Source organism: Pseudoalteromonas sp. APC 3358, assembly GCF_030408075.1.
Classification (GTDB): Bacteria; Pseudomonadota; Gammaproteobacteria; order Enterobacterales; family Alteromonadaceae; genus Pseudoalteromonas; species Pseudoalteromonas arctica.
The window spans coordinates 34,137-53,744 of the sequence record NZ_JASDCE010000008.1; the positions used below are offsets into that span (position 1 = coordinate 34,137).

The following is a 19,608-nucleotide window of genomic DNA, read 5'->3' on the forward strand; positions in this document are numbered from 1 at the left end:
AAGCCCCAATTAAGGGGCTATTTTAACAGAACTATTTAATTAGTCATCACTTGCGCCAAGTAGAGCAAGTAAAGACGTAAATAAGTTATATACGCTTAGGTATAAAGACACTGTTGCGCGAATGTAGTTGGTTTCGCCGCCATTAATGATTCGGCTTGTATCGAATAAAATCAAACCAGACATGATCAATACAACTGCCGCATTAAGCACCATAAACATAAGTGAACTGCCAACAAAAATATTAACGATGCTAGCTACAATCACAACGATTAAGCCAACCGTTAAAAAGCCACCCATAAATGAGAAGTCTTTTTTAGTGTTCAGTGCATAAGCAGATAAACCAAAAAAGATAAGCGCCGTAGAACCTAACGCTTGCATAATAAGCATTGGGCCATTAGGCATTGCAGCATAATGGTTAAGCAATGGACCTAAGCCTGCCCCCATTAAACCTGTGAAAGCAAACACCCAAAATACACCAGATGCTGTATCTGCTTTTTTATTTACAACAAATAATAAACCGAACGAAACAAGTGTAAACACAATTCCCATAAAGTAAGGTAATTGTAGTGCCATTGAAATACCGGCTGTAACAGCACTGAATGCAAGTGTCATAGCTAGTAAAAAGTAGGTGTTTTTAAGTACCTTGTTTGTTTCAATGGTAGACATTACCGGTTTCGCGGTATTGTACGATTGATTAAACGCCATTGTAGAGCTCCTTTAAGTGAAACGTGTGTGTTTCGATAATTTAACTAAAATTAGATTACCAACTCTTATATGTTTGGGCAAACCTTTGTAGATCAATAGAGTTAAATATTTAAATAAAAGAGTATTGACGGCTAAATTAAAAACACTTTGTTCTAACTTTAGACAAATTAATTGTTTTTTAAGCACTTAAACAATTAATTAAAAAAAAAGCTTCACAAAAGGGATGGGTTTCCCTATTATGCAGGCCGTGCGGAGAGATGGCAGAGTGGTCGAATGCACCGGTCTTGAAAACCGGCATGGGTTTATAGCCCATCTAGGGTTCAAATCCCTATCTCTCCACCACTTATTTAATAAGTGTGTGGTAATTAAAGTATCATTCATTTAAATAGTTATTAGTACACTCTTACTTTTAACTTAGCAGTATCGGAGAGATGGCAGAGTGGTCGAATGCACCGGTCTTGAAAACCGGCATGGGTTTATAGCCCATCTAGGGTTCAAATCCCTATCTCTCCACCATATAACAAAATAGCCCGCTAATTTAGCGGGCTTTTTTGTGTTTGGAATAAAATCAGTGCACTTATACCAATCCGCAATAATACTTAATCATTTTGCGGGGCTAAACGTGTCGCTCCCTGCGTTAAAAAATTCTCATTTAGAACAACTAATAGCGGATTTTTTGCCTAGCTATCAACACGTTTTTCCGCCTTAAAAATAGACCACTTAATTAAGTGAATTGGTATTACATGTTTTATCTCTCATTAGTAAAATCTTAAAAGCAGATAGAATTGCTCACACACCATCTTCTGCTGTTAAATAACGTTGATGTTCTCTTCCTTTTTTTGTTTTTAATAAAACTACCATCACAAAAAATTTTAAATGAGTTGGAATGCACATATTAATGTGTGCTATTTTTAAACATTGGTGGATTAAAGGTATGCAAAATAGGATGTTGTGGCTCAAAGATGATCTAGATTCGAGAAAGTTAGTTGTATATCGTGCCGTCATGTTTTCGTTTATAGCGCTTTTTGTACTTTTTGTATTTCAACCTTTTGGCACTTCAAGCGATACCGAGTCTTACAAGTTTCTGCGGCTTTTTGGCTATGGGTTAGTAACCTTTTGTGCTTTGCTATTGTCAGGATTCATAGAAATAGTGTTACTTAAGTTTAAGCTAAGTAAATTAAGCCGTTTAATTATTATTCCTGTCACATATATTTTAATTACTGCGTTATTCAATCATGGGTATTTTGTGGTTGCTGTACTTGGGTCTTGGCATTGGCAGAATCAATTACTTTTTGTAGGGTATATTTTTTGTATTGGTGTATTTCCTCTTATTTTTTTACTTGTGGTAAATAGGCATGTAATAGATTTAACTAAGCCAAGTACAGTTAGCGTCGTTCAAGAGCAGTTGAGAGAAGTTGAATTAAAGACAATTACTCTTAAAGGCGATAATAAAAACGACGAAATTAACACGGCTCATCACCATATTTTATTTATTAAATCTTCAGACAACTATTGTGAAATAACAATACTGGAAGGAGCTTCAACTTCACGTAAACTATTACGTGTATCTCTTAGCGGTTTATTAAAGCAGCTTCCAGAAAATACAATTATATTACGATGCCACCGTTCTTATGCGGTCAACCTGCAAAACATTCAGCACTACAGTGGTAATGCTGGAGGGTTGCAATTATCGCTGCATACAATTGATATTAAAATACCGGTGTCTCGTTCTTATGTAAAAGTAATAAAAGATGCTTTGTCATTAATCCCAAAAACATGTTAATCCCCCCTAAAACATGGGCTTTATACCTCGTCTTGTAATTGAGACCTAATAAGTCGCTTTGTATTTTTACTATTGCCAAGATTAAGTTGAAATTTACAACTTAACGAGGAAAGTAGATATGAAATACGCTATCAAGGCACTTGTAATAATTTCTATATTTGTATTTTGCCACTATGTAATGAGGCAGTTTTGGGGAGAAGGTTGGTCTAGCTGGTTGTCTGAACTTGATAATCTAACTGGCATTTTATTTACCCCCGCTAAATATACTTTTTTATATGGACCGTTAGTTATTGCGGCTATTATTTTGTTTAAACAAAGTGAGCCTTTTGAATCTATAGGGCTTAATTCTTCTGGTTTTATTAACTATGCACTCGCAGCAATTATTTGTTGTGCTCCTATGGCAATAGGTTATGGATTTTTGAGTGATGAACTTAACCTATCAATACCAGCAATAATCACCGGCTCAGTTTATGCGGGTTTTTTTGAAGAGCTAATTTTTAGGGCTGCATTGTTTGGTGTTTTATTTAAATATTGTAGATGGGGCTTTGTGCCTGCGGCATTAATTAGTTCAGTAATATTTGGCCTAGGCCATATTTATCAAGGTAATGATGCGATTTCTGCATTGATGGCGGTTGCTATCACTACTGTAGCAGGTACATGGTTTGCGTGGCTATATTGTGAATGTGGTTATCGTATTTGGTTTCCTATGTGGATGCATATTTTTATGAATGCAGCTTACGGAATATTTGGTATGTCGGGTGGCGCAGTAGGTGATCTACAAGGTAACTTGTTTAAAGCAACAGCCATTGTGTTAAGTATTGTGTATGTTGAGATGCTAATTCGACGAGGAAAGCAGCGCGAAGTTACATTATCAAAATTATTTCAATGCACTAAAAGTGGCCTTTATACGCAACAAGCTAACTTAAATTGATTGGGAAACGACCATGCTAGAACTATTTATTGTAATAACTATATTTAGCTCACCCTTTTTGATTCTTACTATTACTAAACGTTATTTCGCTTATAAAACTACAATAATGGCAGCGCAAGCAAAATTTAAAGGACTGAATAATAATAAGATAACAAAATTAGAGGAACAAACAGCGATGTTGAACAAAAGATTGGCAGTGCTAGAGGAAATAGTAACATCTCGCCACTTTGAGTTATCAAATAAAATAGCTCAGTTATAAGCACTTTGATAAGTATAACCCAAACGTATGAGCCTATTAATTTATTAATAGGCTCATACTGCAATAAAGTTTATTTTTAATCATAAATTACGACCATAGTCTCTATTTCTAAGCTTTAGATCTTGGTGCATGCTTAATACATTAAAATTTATACTCTGTATTAAGGATTATTAGATGAAACATCAACTCGCAAAAAGCGTCGCGCTTTCATTATTGTCCCCGGTAATTATTGGCAGCTTGTTAGGATTGTATTATGCACTAACGCTACAGGGTGATTTCTTATCCGTATTTTTTCAACTGTTGATGACTGCTATCTCAAATGCACATATTGTAGGCTTAACGATGGCGGCCTTTGTTGTGCCAGGGTATTTACTAATGTTTAAGTATTCTAAAGTTAATTATTCAGGTGTATTAACGCTTGGTTTGTTAGGTGGCGCTATATTTAGTTACTTATTAAGTGCCTCAACTGGCGAGATATTTTTGATTAATAGTGTTATGTCAGCATTTGCAGCCGGACTGTTTTTATTTGGTCTTCGCAAATCGGTAAAAAAATAATCGCAGCATTATTAACCAAGCACGCTGATAAACGGTGCGATTTCCTTTTTTTTACCTCCAAAAGGTTCCAATTTTTCACGACAAAGAGTACCTTTAGCTACTGTATGTTTAATAAGAAGTAGTTTGGTATGCAAAAGCACGATTTTTACCAGTCATTAGTTAAGCAAACTGAATCGCTGATAGCTGGTGAATCTAATGTAATTGCCAATTTGGCAAACATAAGCGCGCTGTTATTTACCTCTTTAGAAGATGTAAATTGGGCGGGCTTTTACTTTATGGATTCTCCTACTGAATTAGTACTTGGTCCGTTTCAAGGTAATCCTGCATGCATCCGTATTCCCGTTGGGAAAGGGGTATGTGGAACAGCTGTGGCAACCGCTGAAACACAATTAATTGAAGATGTTCACGCTTTTGACGGGCATATAGCCTGCGATGCAGCGTCTAACTCTGAAGTAGTTGTACCTATCATGAAACATGGTAAAGTATTCGCAGTACTAGACATTGATAGTCCAAGTATTGGCCGATTTGATGCTGATGATAAAGCTGGCCTTGAAGCATTAGTGAAATGCTTAGAGGCGAGCCTGTAATGAAAGATTTGCTAAATGTTCAAGACTACCTATTTGCTGTGCAAGATGTTGGCGACTGGGAAGGCGAAGAAGAGCATGTAGCGGAAACGCTCAATGATTTAATTCATATTGCATGGGATCGTCTTCCAGATGATTCAGAATGTGAATTTATTGATGAAACAATTAATGGTATTTGGGAACACCTTCGGGGTGATATGGCTGTAATAGAAGCCGATTTCGAAGAGTTGGTCGACTGGGTAACACACTACGTCGATTCGTCCCTTGATGAAAAGATGTGAAAAATAGGTTCTAAAATGGAAACCACAAACAAGCTAAAAGATATTAATGAAGTGTTGGAATTTTTATATCAAGAATTCCCACAATGTTTTAAACAAAAAGATGGCATCAAGCCGCTTAAAGTAGGTATTTTTAAAGATATTGCTGAGCGTATTGAAGGGTCTGAAAAAGTAAGTAAGACTCAAGTTCGTCAAGCGCTTAGAAAATACACGTCTAATTGGCGTTATTTAGAAGCTGTGACAAAGTCAGAGTTTCGTATTGATCTTGATGGTAATCAAGGTGAAAAAGTTGAGCAAGAGCATATCGACCATGCACAAAAAGCATTGGAAGAAAGCCGCGCTAAAATGGCAAAACGCAAAAAACAACAGCGTCCTCGCCAAGATTCTGATTCTAAATCTTTCAAGAAAAAACCAGCTCATGCTAGCAAAGCAGGCGATAAAAACGCACCTGCAGCTAACAAACCTGCTAAAGCAGCGCCAGTTAAACGTTCAGGAAAAATTGAACCTTTACCAGCAACTGAGGTCAAGGTTAATAATAAGGTTAAGGTTAAACTTGGCCAAGCACTTGTAAATGCAGTAATCACTGAAGTGAACAAAGATGACGTTCATGTTGAATTAGTGACAGGTATGCAAGTTAAAACCAAAGCTGACAGCTTATACATCGTTTAAGTTGTAAATAAATTAAGGAGTTGTGTATGAGTAAAAAGTTTACGCTCATTCCGTTAGTTGCTGCCCTGTTTTCAGGTTCATTATTTGCTGCTGTAGAAGCCGTTACAATTGACGATTTACCCCAGCTTAAGCAAGAGAGTCAACATGGTACTGCTAGCAAACGAGTGGCCAGCTTATTTGCTCGTTCACACTATACACCGGTTCGATTTAACGATGAGCTTTCTAGTAAAGTGTACGATCGTTATATCGAATCCCTTGATTTTAATAAAAGCGTTTTCTTAGCCAGCGATATCGCTTCTTTTGAGCAATATCGTGATGACTTTGATAACGCTATTACTACCGGTAAATTAGACTTTACGTTTGATATTTTTAACTTAAGTCTTAAACGCCGTTTTGAACGTTACGAGTATTCACTTACTTTACTTGAAAAAAAAATGACGTTTGATAAAGAAGATGAATACTTTTTTGACCGTGAAGATTCAGCATGGCCTGTGTCACAAGCTGAGCTTGATGAAATTTGGCGTGAGCGTGTAAAGTACGACGCACTGCGTTTAAAAATGACGGGTAAAGATTGGGAAGGCATTAAAGAAGTGCTGACCAAACGCTATAAAAATGCAGAAAAACGTTTAGTACAATCTAATTCAGAAGATGCTTTTCAAATTGTTATGAATTCGCTAGCACGTAGTATTGAGGCGCATACGTCTTATTTATCGCCACGTCGTGCAGAGCAATTCAAAATGGATATGGACTTAGAGCTTGAGGGCATTGGTGCCGTACTAAGCCCAGATGAAGACTACACTGTTATTCGCAGCTTAGTGCCGGGAGGCCCTGCAGATAAAACAGATCAAATTAAAGCTGATGACCGCATTATTGGTGTTGCCCAAGATGGCGAAGAATTTGTAGACGTAATTGGCTGGCGTTTAGATGACGTAGTTGATTTAATTAAAGGTCCTAAAGGGACTAAAGTACGTCTACAGTATTTAAAAGGTGTTGACGCTCACGGCGCACCTAAAGTTGTTGAAATCACGCGTGATAAAATTCGACTTGAAGATAGAGCGGCTAAATCAGAAGTATTTGAAGCCAAATACTCTGATTTAACAAGTAAAGTTGGCGTGATTGAAATTCCAGGCTTTTACAATAATCTTTCGAAAGATGTAAAAGTTGAGCTGGCTAAGCTTAAAGAAGAAAAAGTTGATGGTATTATTATCGACTTACGCCAAAATGGTGGTGGTTCTTTATATGAAGCAACACAACTGTCTGGTTTGTTTTTTGACCAAGGTCCAGTTGTTCAAATTCATACCTTAAATAACCGTATTGAAGAGCAAAAAGATCGTGATGGTATAACTTATTACGACGGTCCTTTAACTGTTTTAGTTGACCGTTACAGTGCCTCTGCTTCTGAAATATTTGCAGCAGCTATGCAAGATTATGGTCGTGCAGTTATTATTGGCGAGCAAACTTTTGGTAAAGGTACAGTACAGCAGCACAAAGGCTTAGGCCGCGCTTACGATTTATACGATAATGCGCTGGGTAGCGTACAATATACGATTGCTAAGTTTTATCGTATTAACGGTGGTAGTACGCAACATAAAGGTGTGATCCCTGATATTTCGTTTCCATCAGCAATCGATCCTGCAGAGTGGGGCGAAAGTAAGCAAGATAATGCACTTCCTTGGGACAGCATTGTTAAAGCGAAATACAAAAAATTAGGTAATTTAACACCTATTATTACGTACCTTGAGAAACAACACGAAGTACGAATTAAATCAGAACCAGAATTTGGTTATGTATTTAATGACATTACCTTATACAACGAAGAGAAAGACCGTAAAACTATCTCTTTAGTTGAAGCAGACCGTATTAAAGAAAAAGATGAAGGTGAAGCACGTGCACTTGTACGTACTAACGAACGTCTTAAGCGTTTAGGTAAAGATCCGGTAGAAAACTTAGACGATTTACCTGAAGTAATTGAAGAGCTTGACCCATTTTTGGAAGAAGCTGCATTAATTACTCAAGATTATATTAATTATGGTCGTATAGCTAAGAAGTAACAACTGGTTTTACCTCTATAAAAAAGGCGCATTAGCGCCTTTTTTACTACCTAAAATTTACTAAATTGTTATAATATTTGATTACATAAAGTTGAGCTAGATCAATCATGCTCAATTAATGCGCTTTACGTGCTAAAAATAATAATTAAACACACAGTAAGTGTGTCTAGGAGTCTCTACTTTGAAGCTATTGGATGACAAACCAATCAAGCCCGCCTCGTTTTTTGATGCATTAATTCCTATCTCTGTATTAATTTGTTTACTTGGTGCTGCAGTTTACTTATTTGGTGATAACTCTTCATCAGGCCCTAACCAAATTGCACTTTTATTTGCTACTTTTGCAGCGGCTTTAATTGGGCTTAAAAACGGTTATACATGGAAAAAATTAGAACAAGCTATGATCGAAGGTATAACGCTTTCACTTGGCGCTATCCTAATTTTACTTATGGTAGGTGCGTTAATTGGCACTTGGCTACTTTCTGGAACTGTACCAACTTTAATTTATTATGGCTTGCAAGTTATAAACCCAAGTTGGTTTTATGCAGCGAGTTGTTTAATTTGTGGCATTGTAGCTATGAGTATAGGTAGTTCTTGGACTACTGCCGCTACGATAGGTGTTGCTTTATTAGGCGTTGCAACGGGTCTTGGACTTGAACAAACAGTTACAGCAGGCGCTGTTATATCTGGCGCGTACTTTGGTGATAAGCTAAGCCCGCTGTCTGAAACAACCAATTTAGCGCCAGCAGTTGTAGGCGCTGATTTATTTGAGCATATTCAACATATGCTGTGGACGACAGTACCAAGTTTTGTAATTGCACTAATTATATTTATATTCATGGGCTTTAACGCAACTGCTTCAAGCGAAGCGGGGCGCATTGATGAAATAACGGCTATTTTACAGCAAAACTTTAATATTGGTTTTGAAATGCTAATCCCGCTAATTGTACTTTTAGTTTTAGCGATTAAAAAAATGCCAGCCTTTCCTGCTATCTCTATCGGTGCTGTTGTGGGCGCTGTTTGGGCCATGTTGTTTCAATCTGATTTAATTGCTAGCCAAATTGATGTTTCTCAAGGGCAGCTAGTTGGCTATTTTAAGCTTGTTTGGACGACGTTTTTTGATGGTTTTAGCATAAGTACAGGCGATGACAAAATGGACTCACTACTCAGTGGTGGCGGTATGTCCGGAATGCTTACAACCACATGGCTTATTATGACTGCACTGATGTTTGGTGCCATTATGGAAAAAACAGGCCTTTTAGATATTTTTGTTAAAAGCATACTTAAAATAGCTAAAAGTACGGGATCGTTAATTGCGGCAACAATAGCAACGTGTATTGGTACTAACGTGATAGCGGCCGATCAATATATTGCAATTGTTGTACCTGGTCGTATGTTTAAAGATGAATATGAAAAACGTGGTTTGAAGCCTGTTAACTTATCTCGTACATTGGAAGATGGCGGTACAATTACCAGCCCACTAATTCCATGGAACACGTGTGGCGCATATATGCAAAGCGTTTTACTAATAAATCCTTTTGATTATGCACTCTACGCTTTCTTTAACTTAATTAACCCTGTTTTAGCGGTGGTTTATGCCTACTTGGGCATTAAAATTTTACGTATTAAGCCAAAACAATCCGCCTAATTTTAAACAGCTCCTTTTAACTTAAAAGGAGCTGTTTTGGAGTATCTATGACTGAATCAAGTAAACCTCAAGCACAATATCTTAAAGACTATAAAGCTCCTGATTTTTTAATTGACCACACAGAGCTAACCTTTGACTTACAGCCATTATCAACCAAAGTAAGCTCTTTGCTAACGCTTACGCGTGTTGGTGATAAAAAAGCACCTTTAGTGCTTGATGGTATTGATTTACGCTTACTGTCTTTATCTATTGATACGGTTGATATAACTGATTATGAAATTATTGGCGAGCAGCTAATAATTAATAACCTACCGGATAGTTGCCAATTAAGTATTGTGACCGAGATATCGCCTGAGACGAATACTTCTTTAGAGGGTTTGTATTTATCTGGCGGTGCGTATTGTACACAGTGTGAAGCGCAGGGTTTTAGAAAGATCACCTATTACATGGATCGCCCTGATGTACTTGCCACGTTTGATGTAACTATTATTGCCGATAAAAAGTATCTACAACTTCTTTCTAATGGTAATCAAGTAGACAGTGGTGAAACACAAGATGGTCGTCATTTTGTGAAATGGCAAGACCCATTTAAAAAGCCGAGCTATTTATTTGCACTTGTAGCGGGCGATTTTGATGTTTTAAAAGATACGTACACGACTAAAAGCGGCAGAGATGTAGAATTAGCATTGTTTGTTGATAAAGGTAATTTATCTAAAACCCCCCATGCTATTGCCTCACTCAAAAAGGCAATGCAGTGGGATGAAGAACGCTTTAATTTAGAGTATGACCTTGATATTTATATGATTGTAGCCGTCGATTTTTTCAACATGGGCGCGATGGAAAATAAAGGGCTAAACGTTTTTAATAGTAAATGCGTATTAGCTAATCAAGAAACAGCCACAGACAAAGACTACCATACGATTGAATCCATTGTAGGGCATGAGTACTTTCATAACTGGACAGGTAACCGAGTTACTTGTAGAGATTGGTTTCAGTTATCGCTAAAAGAAGGGTTGACTGTATTTAGAGACCAAGAGTTCAGTAGTGATTTAGGCTCTCGTGCACTTAACCGAATTGATGCGGTCAAAGTTATGCGGACGCATCAGTTTAGCGAAGATGCAGGTCCTATGGCTCACCCAATTCGCCCTGAGAAAGTTATTGAAATGAATAACTTTTATACAGTAACTGTATACGATAAAGGTGCTGAAGTTATCCGTATGATGCACACATTACTGGGTGAAACTAACTTTCAAAAAGGGATGACGCTTTACTTTGAGCGCCACGATGGGCAAGCAGTTACATGTGATGACTTTGTAAGTGCAATGAGCGATGCATCAGGTGTTGATTTAGAGCAATTTAAACAATGGTACAGCCAATCAGGTACACCGCGTTTAAATGCAATTCAAGAATTTGATAGCAGCTCAAATACATACACTTTGACAATCGAGCAAACAGCACCGGCTAATCAGCCAGAGAATAAAAAGCTTCATATACCTTTTGCTATTGAACTACTTGATGCCAATGGGCAAAGTATTGCTCTGCAATATAAAGGTAAAAAGCTAGATCATGTACTTGATGTAACAAATACGACTCAAACATTTAGCTTTGACAATATTTTAGAAAAGCCTGTTGCGGTTTTACTCGAAGACCTTTCTGCGCCTTGTATTTTAAATCAGCAAACAACAGAGCCCGAACTATTGCATATTATGCGTTTTGCGCGCAGTGATTTTTCACGTTGGGATGCACAACAGCAGCTATTCATTAAGGCGATTAAATCTCAAATCACCGATGCAACGAATAGTGTATTGAGCAGCGAAATTATAAATGCGCTACGTGTACTTATAAACACCAAAGAGGGCGATTTAGCTTTAATTGCAGAGCTGTTTAAATTGCCGAGTTTTGACACGTTAGCTGCTGAATTTGATGTAATACCTGTAGATGACATTATTGAAATAACAGAAAAATTTGAGCAACAAATTGCTGATGAACTTGCTGATGAGCTGCTTAGTTGTTACGGATCTCTTGAAGATGATGGCAGTATAAGTGCAAGCGCTGTTGCGAATCGTGCTTTAAAGCAAATATGTCTGCACTACCTTGCTAAAACACAAAGTCCAGAAGCTGTAACCTTTATTAAAGAAGCTGCAAGCTCGACTAATATGACTAATGTACTTGGTGCCCTAAGCGCTGTGGTAAAAGCTTCACACCCTGTTAGAGATGAGCTTTTGAGTCATTTTGATAGTCAGTGGCGTCATGATGTTTTAGTCATGGATAAGTGGTTTGCACTGCAAGCTATGCAATCAGGCAGTACTGCTATAGATGATATTAAGGCACTATACGAACACCCGTGTTTTGATTTTTCAAATCCTAACCGTGTACGTGCACTTGTAGGAAGTTTTAGCCACTTTAATACAGCACAATTTCATCGAGCAGATGCTCAAGGCTATGCGTTATTAGGTGATTTATTAATAAAACTTAATGCAATTAATCCACAAAATGCATCTCGTATGTTAACACCGTTTATGTCGTGGAAGCGTTACGATGATGTACGTTCACAAGCAATGAAACTGCAATTACAACGCTTAGCCAATTTAGATGGCCTAAGTGCTGACTTGTATGAAAAGGTTGAAAAAGCGCTCGCATAAATGATTGAGTATTATTTTACCTTAAGATTGAGCTATAACGAGTGCATGGATTACTACCATGGCCGTTTTAGCTCTTTACAAGTTGTAGAGGATGGCGGTAAAACAATTCGTTTTGCTGCTACGCATTTGAGGCCCTTCATTTCGAGCTTGGGTGTACGTGGCCGTTTTAGACTCTTATTAACCCCCGAAAACAAGTTCATCCGCCTAGAGCGAGTGGCCTGACGCTCGGTTTTTATGTTATATATACATAAAAATATTGTATTTTTGTTAATTTCAATTTGTCCTATTGTTAAATTACGTGTATAAATTATCTGGTACGACGTCTTACCAATACGTAAGCGTTAACCAGAATAAGAAGTATATGACAGATTAGAGCGAGTATTTGTAATTTTACTGATTCGCTTCTATCGTTATGATTACACTAAAAACAATAACTTGATCACACAAAATGACCCGCGACAGGGGGGAACCAAAATGATAAGAAGATCGCTTTTTGTTAAAAATAGAATCGCTATAGGTTTAGCAGCCGCTAGTTTAGGTTTATCTGCAGCAAGTACTCAAGCTGTAACATTTGAAGCTGGAGGTTTTGATATTACCTTCGATTCAACCTTTTCATATGGGCAAAGTGTTCGTGTAGAAGACAGAGACTTTAACCTAATTGGCAAAAGTAATAACCCAGCATTTGATTGGACAGGATACAACCCAGCGCTAAGTAATACTATTTACTCATCACAAGATGTATGGGCACAACCGGGCTCTTACTCAAACAATGGTGATGCGGGTAATTTAAATTTTGATAGTGGTGACTCCTTCTCAAAACTATTGAAGGGCACACACGACCTTTCAATAAATAAAGATAACTACGGTTTGTTCACTCGCTTCATGTATTTTTATGACTTTGCGTTGATGGATGGCAATCATGCATATTCAAATCCTACATCAGGGCAGGGTGTTGATCCATGTGACGATAAAGACACCAAAGCACAAAGTTGTGCCGACATACGTTTATTAGACGCGTTTGTATGGGCCGATTTTGATTTAAATGATGGTAATAACCCTTTATCTGTCCGTTTAGGCCAGCAAGTAGTTAACTGGGGTGAAAGTACGCTTATATCTCATGGTATTAACGTAAACCCAGTTGATATAGATCGATTAAAAGCACCTGGCGCTGAGCTAAAAGAAGCATTTATACCAATCGGTATGCTTTGGGCATCGCTCGGAATTACTGAGAATATTACGCTTGAAGGTTTCTACCAATATCAATGGCAAGAAACACGTTTACCAGCAGCAGGTACATACTTTTCTACTAATGACTTTGCAGCAGAAAATGGTTATCAGCAGAATGTTCAATTAGGCTTTACGTCTAATCCTGATATTGATGTTGCTTTTTTAACGGATAGTTTAAATAACCTAACATCTGATTTTGCATTAGCAGCAGCTGCTCAAGGTATTGATCCTTCAAGTGCTGAAGGAAGCGCTTTATTAGCCCAAATGTATCTTGCTTACCCAACTAAGGTTGCATTAAAAGGCAAAGGGGATAATGGTAAAACAGAACCTGAAGATGGCGGCCAGTATGGTTTACGTTTAGGTATATTTTTACCTGAATTTAATGATACTGAAATTGCACTCTATCATGTGAATTACCATAGCCGTCGTCCGCTTATATCTGGTCGTGTATCAAACTTTTCGCAGGCAGCAATTGCTCAAGATTTAGCGATGATCATGACAACAGAAATTACGTCAGATAATGTTGCTGATTTAACCGCTTTTTCTAAAGCTGAAAACGACTACCCAGAAGATATTAAACTATATGGTTTAAGTTTTAACACAACTATTGGTGAAACAGCCTTTGCGGGTGAGTTTGCGTTTCGTCAAGATGAACCACTGCAAATTGATGACGTAGAGTTACTTTATACAGCTATGCCTGAGCAGTTAGCTCTTGCAGGTCTTCGTCCTGATTTTGCAGGTATTTCGCAAATGAGTTTTGGCGATGATATTAGTTCTGTTGGTGCGGGTGAAGTTGCTCAAGGCTATATTGAACGTGATACATCACAAATTCAATTCACGGCTACTCACTTATTTGGACCTTCATTAGGTGCTGATAGTTGGGCTGTAGTTGGTGAAGTGGGTGCAGTAAAAATTCATAACATGCCAGAATATGACGAAATGCGTTTAAATGTATCCGGTACTGGCCGTAGTGGCACAATTACAGGCCCAGGTACTACTGATTATTCAACATTGCAACTTGGTTTATCAAATGGCGCTGAAGAAAAATCATTCGCCACAGCATCTTCTTGGGGTTACCGCTTAATTGCTAAAGGTGATTATTTTAACCTTTACAAAGGTATTAACTTCTCTCCACGTTTTGTATTTTCTCATGACGTAAATGGTAATACACCAGACCCTATGTTCTTATTTATTGAAGACCGTAAATCTTTGGGTGCAACCATGAACTTTAACTACCAAAATGCGTGGTCACTTGATGTGAGCTATAACTCGTTTTGGGGCGGCGGCGATATTAATACTTTCTCAGATCGCGATTACGTTTCTTTTAACTTAAAATATTCTATTTAGGGGTAACATTATTATGATTAAAAAACCTACCCTCATCGCTACAGCTTTTTGTAGCTTGTTTGCAAGCAGCGCAGCTTTAGCTAAATTAAACGCTGATGAAGTTGCTCAATTAGGTCAAAACTTAACGCCAATGGGCGCAGAAAAAACAGCTAATGCTGATGGCTCTATTCCAGCATGGAATAATGGCATTACTTCTGCACCAGCAGGTTATGAAGCTGGTATGCATCACCTTGACCCATTTACAGCTGATAAAGTGCTTTTCACTATTGATAAAAGTAATATTGAAAAGTACAAAGCCAATTTAAGTCCGGGTCAAATTGCTTTATTTGAAGCATACCCAGACACATTTAAAATGCCAGTGTATGAAACTCGCCGTTCTGCGTCTTACCCTCAGTTTGTGTATGATGCTACTAAAAAGTTTGCACCGACTGCTGAATTAATAGAAGGCGGTAACGGTATTAAAAATACGGCGATTGGTATTCCTTTCCCTATTCCTAAAACGGGTTTAGAGGCAATTTGGAATCACTTATTACGTTACCGTGGCCAGTCTATTGAGCGTTTTGGTGGTCAAGCTGCACCGACTGCATCTGGTTCTTATAACTATGTTGGCTTTGATGAGCAGTTATTAGTTAAATACTCAGACCCTAGTGCAACACCAGCAGAGCTACAAGACTCAAATATTTTGTTTAAGTTTAAACAAAGCGTTACAGAACCAGCTCGTTTAGCGGGTACTGCATTATTAGTTCATGAAACAATGGATCAAATATTAACGCCGCGCCAAGCATGGACTTATAACTCGGGACAACGTCGTGTTCGTCGTGCACCTAATGTTGCATATGATGCACCAGGCACAGCTGCAGATAGCCTGCGTACTACCGATGATTTTGATATGTTTAATGGCTCGCCAAATCGTTACAACTGGACACTAAAAGGTAAGCAAGAGTTATATATACCTTATAACAGCTATAAACTTCATAGTGATAAGCTAGAGTACGATGATATTTTAATGCCTGGCCATATTAACCCAGAACATACACGTTACGAAAAACACCGTGTTTGGGTTGTTGAAGCAAACTTAAAAGATGATACACGTCATATCTATAAAAAACGTGTGTTTTACATCGATGAGGATAGCTGGCAAGTACAGGTTACTGATATTTATGATAACCGCGACCAACTTTACCGTGTAGCAATGGCTTATGGCCTTAACTACTACGAAGTACCTACACAGTGGAGTACGCTTGAGGTTTATCATGATTTGAATTCTCGTCGTTATTTAGCAATTGGTTTAGATAATCAAGAAAAAATGTACGATTTTTCACAGTCATTTAACGATAACGAATTTACTTCAAGCGCTTTACGTCGCGCAGGTAGATAGTATTAAACTAGGCACTTAACAATTTGTTAAGTGCCTTTTCCTTTCTCATCGCGTTTGTCTTACAGCGCGCAACGCTTTCCCCAGTAAAAAGACAAACAACTCTCTCGTACAAGGCGATTAAAATTTATGAAGTATTTGGTATATGCCAGCCTGATAATAAGCGGTGCGAGTGTTGCACAAGAAGCCCCTAACAATGCAATCAGTGCAACAAATGCAGCTAAAACCTTACTCACCGACATAACCAACACAGGCAATGGTCTAATTGCAGTAGGTAAACACGGTACTGTTATTAAAAGTATCTCGGGTGATAAATGGCAACAAGCTGAGCTAGTCCCAACTCAAGTGCTATTAACTGCCGTTGATTTTAGTAATGAAAATAATGGATGGGCGTGTGGCCACGATGCAACAATAATAAATACTACTGACGGTGGTGTTAATTGGCAACTACAACAAGCACAACCCAAATTAGACAAACCATGTTTAGATATTCTATTTGAAGATGATTTAAAAGGTTTTGCAGTGGGCGCATATGGCATGTTTTATCAAACCACCGATGGTGGTAAACATTGGCAAAAACGCTTTTTAGATTCGCTATTATTTAGTGATGATCGTGATTACTTGAACGATTTAAAAGAAAATGACCCCGAAGGATACGAAGCCGAAACTGCTTCAATTTTACCGCACTTTAATCGAATCGAAAAAACAGATAATGGTTTAATGCTGGTTGGTGAGATGGGCTTGATGGCCAGAAGCATTGATGATGGTCAAACTTGGCAAAGGATAGAAGAAATTTATCCTGGCTCATTCTTTGCAGTTGCATCAGATAGCACACAAGAAATTGTGGCAGGACTTCGAGGTAATGTTTTTGCAAAGCAAAATGGTGAACAGCAGTGGCAGCATTTCGAAAATGTTAAAACAGCGACGATCAACAACATCATTAATTATAATAACAAACAATGGCTTATGCTTGCCAACAGTGGCGTTATTTTTCATCTTCAAGATGGGTTACTCACCCATGAGCAGCTTGCTGACGGTAAAGCGATTCTTGATGGTGTAATTTTAGATAACAGGCTGATCATGGCTACAGAAGATGGCATTAAAGTGAAGGAGTTAACCCCTTAATGCATAAACTACTCGATTTTATTGAAAAGGCGATTTTTAGACATCGCTTAATTATGCTTATAAGTTTTGCACTTATAACCTGTTTACTTGTATTCAAAGCGACTCAAATTCAATTAGATGCATCGTTTAATAAAAATATCCCGTTAAACCACGATTATATGAAAGTGTATACCAAGCATGAAAAGCAGTTTGGTGGTGCAAACAGTATTTTGATTTCAGTGTGTGATGACAGTGGTGATATATTTAATCCAGAGTTTTTTACTCAATTAAAAGCGGTTCACGATCAGCTTTATTTCATTCCTGGCGTAAATCGTCCATTAGTTAACTCAATATTTTCACCCAGTGCTCGTTTTGTTGAAGTAGTGGAGGATGGCTTTGCCGGTGGCCCAATTATTCCTGCTAACTTTAAAGCAGATAAGCGTGGTTTAGGTGTAGTAAAGGAAAACATTGAAAAAGCAAAAGTTGTAGGACGTATGATTGCCAGCGATTATTCGTGTGCAATGGTAACTGCTCAACTTTTAGAAACTGATCCTCAAACACAACAAAAATTAGACACATTAGCTTTTGCACAAAAGCTAGAAAGTGATTTAAGAGAGCCTTTAAGTACGGACAAAGTAAGTATTCATATTATTGGCTTTGCAAAAATGGCTGGTGATATAGCGGAAGGTGCAAAAGGGGTGGTTGTATTTTTTGCCATTGCTATCGCTTTTACCTTTATTATGGTCTGGCTATTTTGTGGCAGTTTAAAGCTGACTATTTTGCCTATCGCATGTTCCATTATTGCTGTTATTTGGCAATTAGGCCTGCTTTCAAGTTTAGGTTTTGGCCTTGATCCTATGTCTATTTTGGTACCGTTTTTAGTATTTGCTATTGGTGTAAGCCATGGTGTGCAGATGATAAATGCGATTGGTAAAAAAGTAGGTGAAGGTAAAACAACACGTATTTGTTGTCAGTCAAGTTTTAGGGCTTTATTAGTGCCAGGCGGTATTGCACTGCTTTCAGACACCGTAGGCTTCTTAACATTACTTACCATCGATATTGGTATTATCCGTGAACTTGCAATTACAGCGAGTTTAGGTGTAGCAGTAATTATATTTACTAATTTAATCTTATTGCCAGTTTGGGCTTCGTACATGAACTTTGAAAACAGTGTACATATTCAATCTGGTGATGCAGCAAAACCAAACATGCTTGATAAAATCCGCGACTTACTTGTTAAAGCGACTGATCCTAAAGTAGCTAAAATGATTATTGGTTTTACACTTGTTCTATTTGCTTTAGGTTACTGGCAAGCAGATAAAATGCGTATAGGTGACTTACATGCAGGTGCTCCATCACTGCATCAAGATGCCCGTTATAATCAAGACACGTTTTTAATATCAGACAAGTACACTATCTCGTCTGATATCTTAAAGGTAATTGTAGAAGCGTATCCTGCAGCATGTACTGAGCATGATGTGATGGAGCGTATAAGCCGTTTTCAATACAAAGTAGAGAATGTAGCAGGTGTGCAGTCTGCTGTAAGTTTGAGCTCTGTAGCTCAATCGGTTAACGCAGGCTACAACGAAGGCAATTTGAAATGGCAAAGCTTGCCACGAAATTCAGCAAGTTTAGTGCAGTCAACGTCTCGAGTTGAAACTAGTACAGGTTTACTTAACGGTGATTGTTCAGTTATGCCAGTGATTATATTTTTAGATGATCATAAAGCACAAACTATCGATACTGTAATTAAGAGTGTTAAGCAATTTGCGCAAGAAGAGGGCACTGATAAATTAGCATTTAAGTTAGCGTCAGGACCTGTTGGTGTAATGGCAGCCACTAATGAATCAGTTGCAGAAGCGCAAATACCAATGATGCTTTATGTTTATGGTGCCGTTATCATCTTATGTTTAATGAGCTTTAGAAGCGTAAAAGCAACGATTGCTGTGGTATTGCCCCTTTATATCGTATCAACACTTGCACAAGCACTTATGGTGCAATTAGAAATAGGCTTAACCGTTTCTACTTTGCCAGTTATTGCTCTAGGAGTGGGTATTGGGGTCGATTACGGCATTTATATACTGTCGTCGATGATGGGGCAGCTTAAGCAAAATGTACCATTAAGTGTTGCTTATCGAAATGCGCTTGTTGAACGTGGAAGTGCGGTTCTATTTACCGGTATTACACTTGCGATTGGTGTGAGTACGTGGATATTCTCAGATCTTAAATTCCAAGTTGATATGGGTATACTGTTAACCTTCATGTTTTTAGTAAATATGTTAGGTGCAGTGTTGTTATTACCCGCTATTGGTAGCCTTCTCTGGACTGACCAGAAAAAATAATGTGAATAATTTTGCTCCTAAATGGCCTGTAAAGGCCATTTATATCTACAATTTGTGAATAGATGACCAAATAGCTGAAATGCTTAAAATGTTTTCATCGAAAAGGCTGTT

General features: G+C 37.9%; 16 protein-coding genes and 2 tRNA genes. 17 read left to right on the forward strand and 1 reads right to left on the reverse strand.

The window, feature by feature from the left end; all coding sequences use genetic code 11:
- Positions 1-39: 39 nt before the first annotated feature.
- On the reverse strand, positions 40-705 hold the full coding sequence (locus tag QL995_RS13210) for a Bax inhibitor-1/YccA family protein (RefSeq protein WP_007580214.1): 666 nt from the start codon (positions 703-705) through the stop codon (positions 40-42).
- Positions 706-956: 251 nt separating this feature from the next.
- Here QL995_RS13210 and QL995_RS13215 point away from each other — a divergent pair.
- The 17 genes from QL995_RS13215 (at position 957) to QL995_RS13295 (ending at position 19,497) form a co-directional block, all read left to right on the forward strand.
- Positions 957-1,047, forward strand: a tRNA-Ser gene (locus tag QL995_RS13215).
- Positions 1,048-1,130: 83 nt separating this feature from the next.
- A tRNA-Ser gene (locus QL995_RS13220) sits at positions 1,131-1,221 on the forward strand.
- 370 nt (positions 1,222-1,591) lie between these two features.
- Positions 1,592-2,488 carry a LytTR family DNA-binding domain-containing protein gene (locus QL995_RS13225; RefSeq protein ID WP_232783783.1) on the forward strand — a complete coding sequence of 299 codons (897 nt, stop codon included), beginning with the start codon at positions 1,592-1,594 and terminating at the stop codon, positions 2,486-2,488.
- A 118-nt stretch (positions 2,489-2,606) separates the two neighbouring features.
- Entirely contained in the window at positions 2,607-3,419 is an 813-nt protein-coding gene (locus QL995_RS13230; RefSeq protein ID WP_007586924.1) for a CPBP family intramembrane glutamic endopeptidase, read from the forward strand.
- A 13-nt stretch (positions 3,420-3,432) separates the two neighbouring features.
- Positions 3,433-3,678, forward strand: a complete 246-nt coding sequence (locus tag QL995_RS13235; protein ID WP_165735214.1) for a hypothetical protein — start codon at positions 3,433-3,435, stop codon at positions 3,676-3,678.
- Between the two features lie 174 nt (positions 3,679-3,852).
- Positions 3,853-4,233 carry a hypothetical protein gene (locus tag QL995_RS13240; RefSeq protein WP_007586920.1) on the forward strand — a complete coding sequence of 127 codons (381 nt, stop codon included), beginning with the start codon at positions 3,853-3,855 and terminating at the stop codon, positions 4,231-4,233.
- 128 nt (positions 4,234-4,361) lie between these two features.
- Entirely contained in the window at positions 4,362-4,820 is a 459-nt protein-coding gene (locus QL995_RS13245) for a GAF domain-containing protein (protein WP_290294356.1), read from the forward strand.
- Complete coding sequence (locus QL995_RS13250) at positions 4,820-5,098, forward strand: hypothetical protein (protein WP_002961910.1); 279 nt, start codon at positions 4,820-4,822, stop codon at positions 5,096-5,098. Before QL995_RS13245 ends, QL995_RS13250 begins: the two co-directional genes overlap by 1 nt.
- A gap of 15 nt (positions 5,099-5,113) precedes the next feature.
- Positions 5,114-5,764: an RNA chaperone ProQ gene (gene proQ / locus QL995_RS13255; RefSeq protein WP_007586916.1), complete on the forward strand. Its 651-nt coding sequence runs from the start codon at positions 5,114-5,116 to the stop codon at positions 5,762-5,764.
- Between the two features lie 26 nt (positions 5,765-5,790).
- A complete protein-coding gene (gene prc, locus QL995_RS13260) occupies positions 5,791-7,815 on the forward strand; it encodes a carboxy terminal-processing peptidase (protein WP_290294357.1) in 2,025 nt (674 codons plus the stop codon).
- A gap of 181 nt (positions 7,816-7,996) precedes the next feature.
- Positions 7,997-9,460, forward strand: a complete 1,464-nt coding sequence (nhaC, locus tag QL995_RS13265; protein WP_007586912.1) for a Na+/H+ antiporter NhaC — start codon at positions 7,997-7,999, stop codon at positions 9,458-9,460.
- 47 nt (positions 9,461-9,507) lie between these two features.
- The gene (pepN, locus tag QL995_RS13270; RefSeq protein WP_290294358.1) at positions 9,508-12,102 is read left to right on the forward strand and encodes an aminopeptidase N; all 2,595 of its coding nucleotides are present in this window, start codon (positions 9,508-9,510) and stop codon (positions 12,100-12,102) included.
- A complete protein-coding gene (locus QL995_RS13275) occupies positions 12,103-12,324 on the forward strand; it encodes a DUF2835 family protein (RefSeq protein ID WP_010552655.1) in 222 nt (73 codons plus the stop codon).
- 252 nt (positions 12,325-12,576) lie between these two features.
- On the forward strand, positions 12,577-14,676 hold the full coding sequence (locus QL995_RS13280) for a DUF1302 domain-containing protein (RefSeq protein WP_165727870.1): 2,100 nt from the start codon (positions 12,577-12,579) through the stop codon (positions 14,674-14,676).
- 13 nt (positions 14,677-14,689) lie between these two features.
- Entirely contained in the window at positions 14,690-16,054 is a 1,365-nt protein-coding gene (locus QL995_RS13285) for a DUF1329 domain-containing protein (RefSeq protein ID WP_290294359.1), read from the forward strand.
- A gap of 126 nt (positions 16,055-16,180) precedes the next feature.
- Positions 16,181-17,176: a YCF48-related protein gene (locus QL995_RS13290; protein WP_007586906.1), complete on the forward strand. Its 996-nt coding sequence runs from the start codon at positions 16,181-16,183 to the stop codon at positions 17,174-17,176.
- Complete coding sequence (locus tag QL995_RS13295) at positions 17,176-19,497, forward strand: MMPL family transporter (protein ID WP_007586903.1); 2,322 nt, start codon at positions 17,176-17,178, stop codon at positions 19,495-19,497. The genes QL995_RS13290 and QL995_RS13295 overlap by 1 nt, the downstream gene beginning before the upstream one ends.
- Positions 19,498-19,608: the final 111 nt, after the last annotated feature.

Excerpts from the sequence above, each read along its gene's own strand:
- QL995_RS13245 (WP_290294356.1), top strand. The coding sequence starts at position 4,362 with ATGCAAAAGCACGATTTTTACCAGTCATTAGTTAAGCAAACTGAATCG.
- QL995_RS13280 (WP_165727870.1), top strand. The coding sequence starts at position 12,577 with ATGATAAGAAGATCGCTTTTTGTTAAAAATAGAATCGCTATAGGTTTA.
- QL995_RS13290 (WP_007586906.1), top strand. The coding sequence starts at position 16,181 with ATGAAGTATTTGGTATATGCCAGCCTGATAATAAGCGGTGCGAGTGTT.
- QL995_RS13230 (WP_007586924.1), top strand. The coding sequence starts at position 2,607 with ATGAAATACGCTATCAAGGCACTTGTAATAATTTCTATATTTGTATTT.
- proQ (WP_007586916.1), top strand. The coding sequence starts at position 5,114 with ATGGAAACCACAAACAAGCTAAAAGATATTAATGAAGTGTTGGAATTT.
- QL995_RS13250 (WP_002961910.1), top strand. The coding sequence starts at position 4,820 with ATGAAAGATTTGCTAAATGTTCAAGACTACCTATTTGCTGTGCAAGAT.
- QL995_RS13240 (WP_007586920.1), top strand. The coding sequence starts at position 3,853 with ATGAAACATCAACTCGCAAAAAGCGTCGCGCTTTCATTATTGTCCCCG.
- QL995_RS13210 (WP_007580214.1), bottom strand. The coding sequence starts at position 705 with ATGGCGTTTAATCAATCGTACAATACCGCGAAACCGGTAATGTCTACC.
- QL995_RS13295 (WP_007586903.1), top strand. The coding sequence starts at position 17,176 with ATGCATAAACTACTCGATTTTATTGAAAAGGCGATTTTTAGACATCGC.
- QL995_RS13225 (WP_232783783.1), top strand. The coding sequence starts at position 1,592 with ATGCACATATTAATGTGTGCTATTTTTAAACATTGGTGGATTAAAGGT.
- QL995_RS13235 (WP_165735214.1), top strand. The coding sequence starts at position 3,433 with ATGCTAGAACTATTTATTGTAATAACTATATTTAGCTCACCCTTTTTG.
- QL995_RS13285 (WP_290294359.1), top strand. The coding sequence starts at position 14,690 with ATGATTAAAAAACCTACCCTCATCGCTACAGCTTTTTGTAGCTTGTTT.
- prc (WP_290294357.1), top strand. The coding sequence starts at position 5,791 with ATGAGTAAAAAGTTTACGCTCATTCCGTTAGTTGCTGCCCTGTTTTCA.
- pepN (WP_290294358.1), top strand. The coding sequence starts at position 9,508 with ATGACTGAATCAAGTAAACCTCAAGCACAATATCTTAAAGACTATAAA.
- QL995_RS13275 (WP_010552655.1), top strand. The coding sequence starts at position 12,103 with ATGATTGAGTATTATTTTACCTTAAGATTGAGCTATAACGAGTGCATG.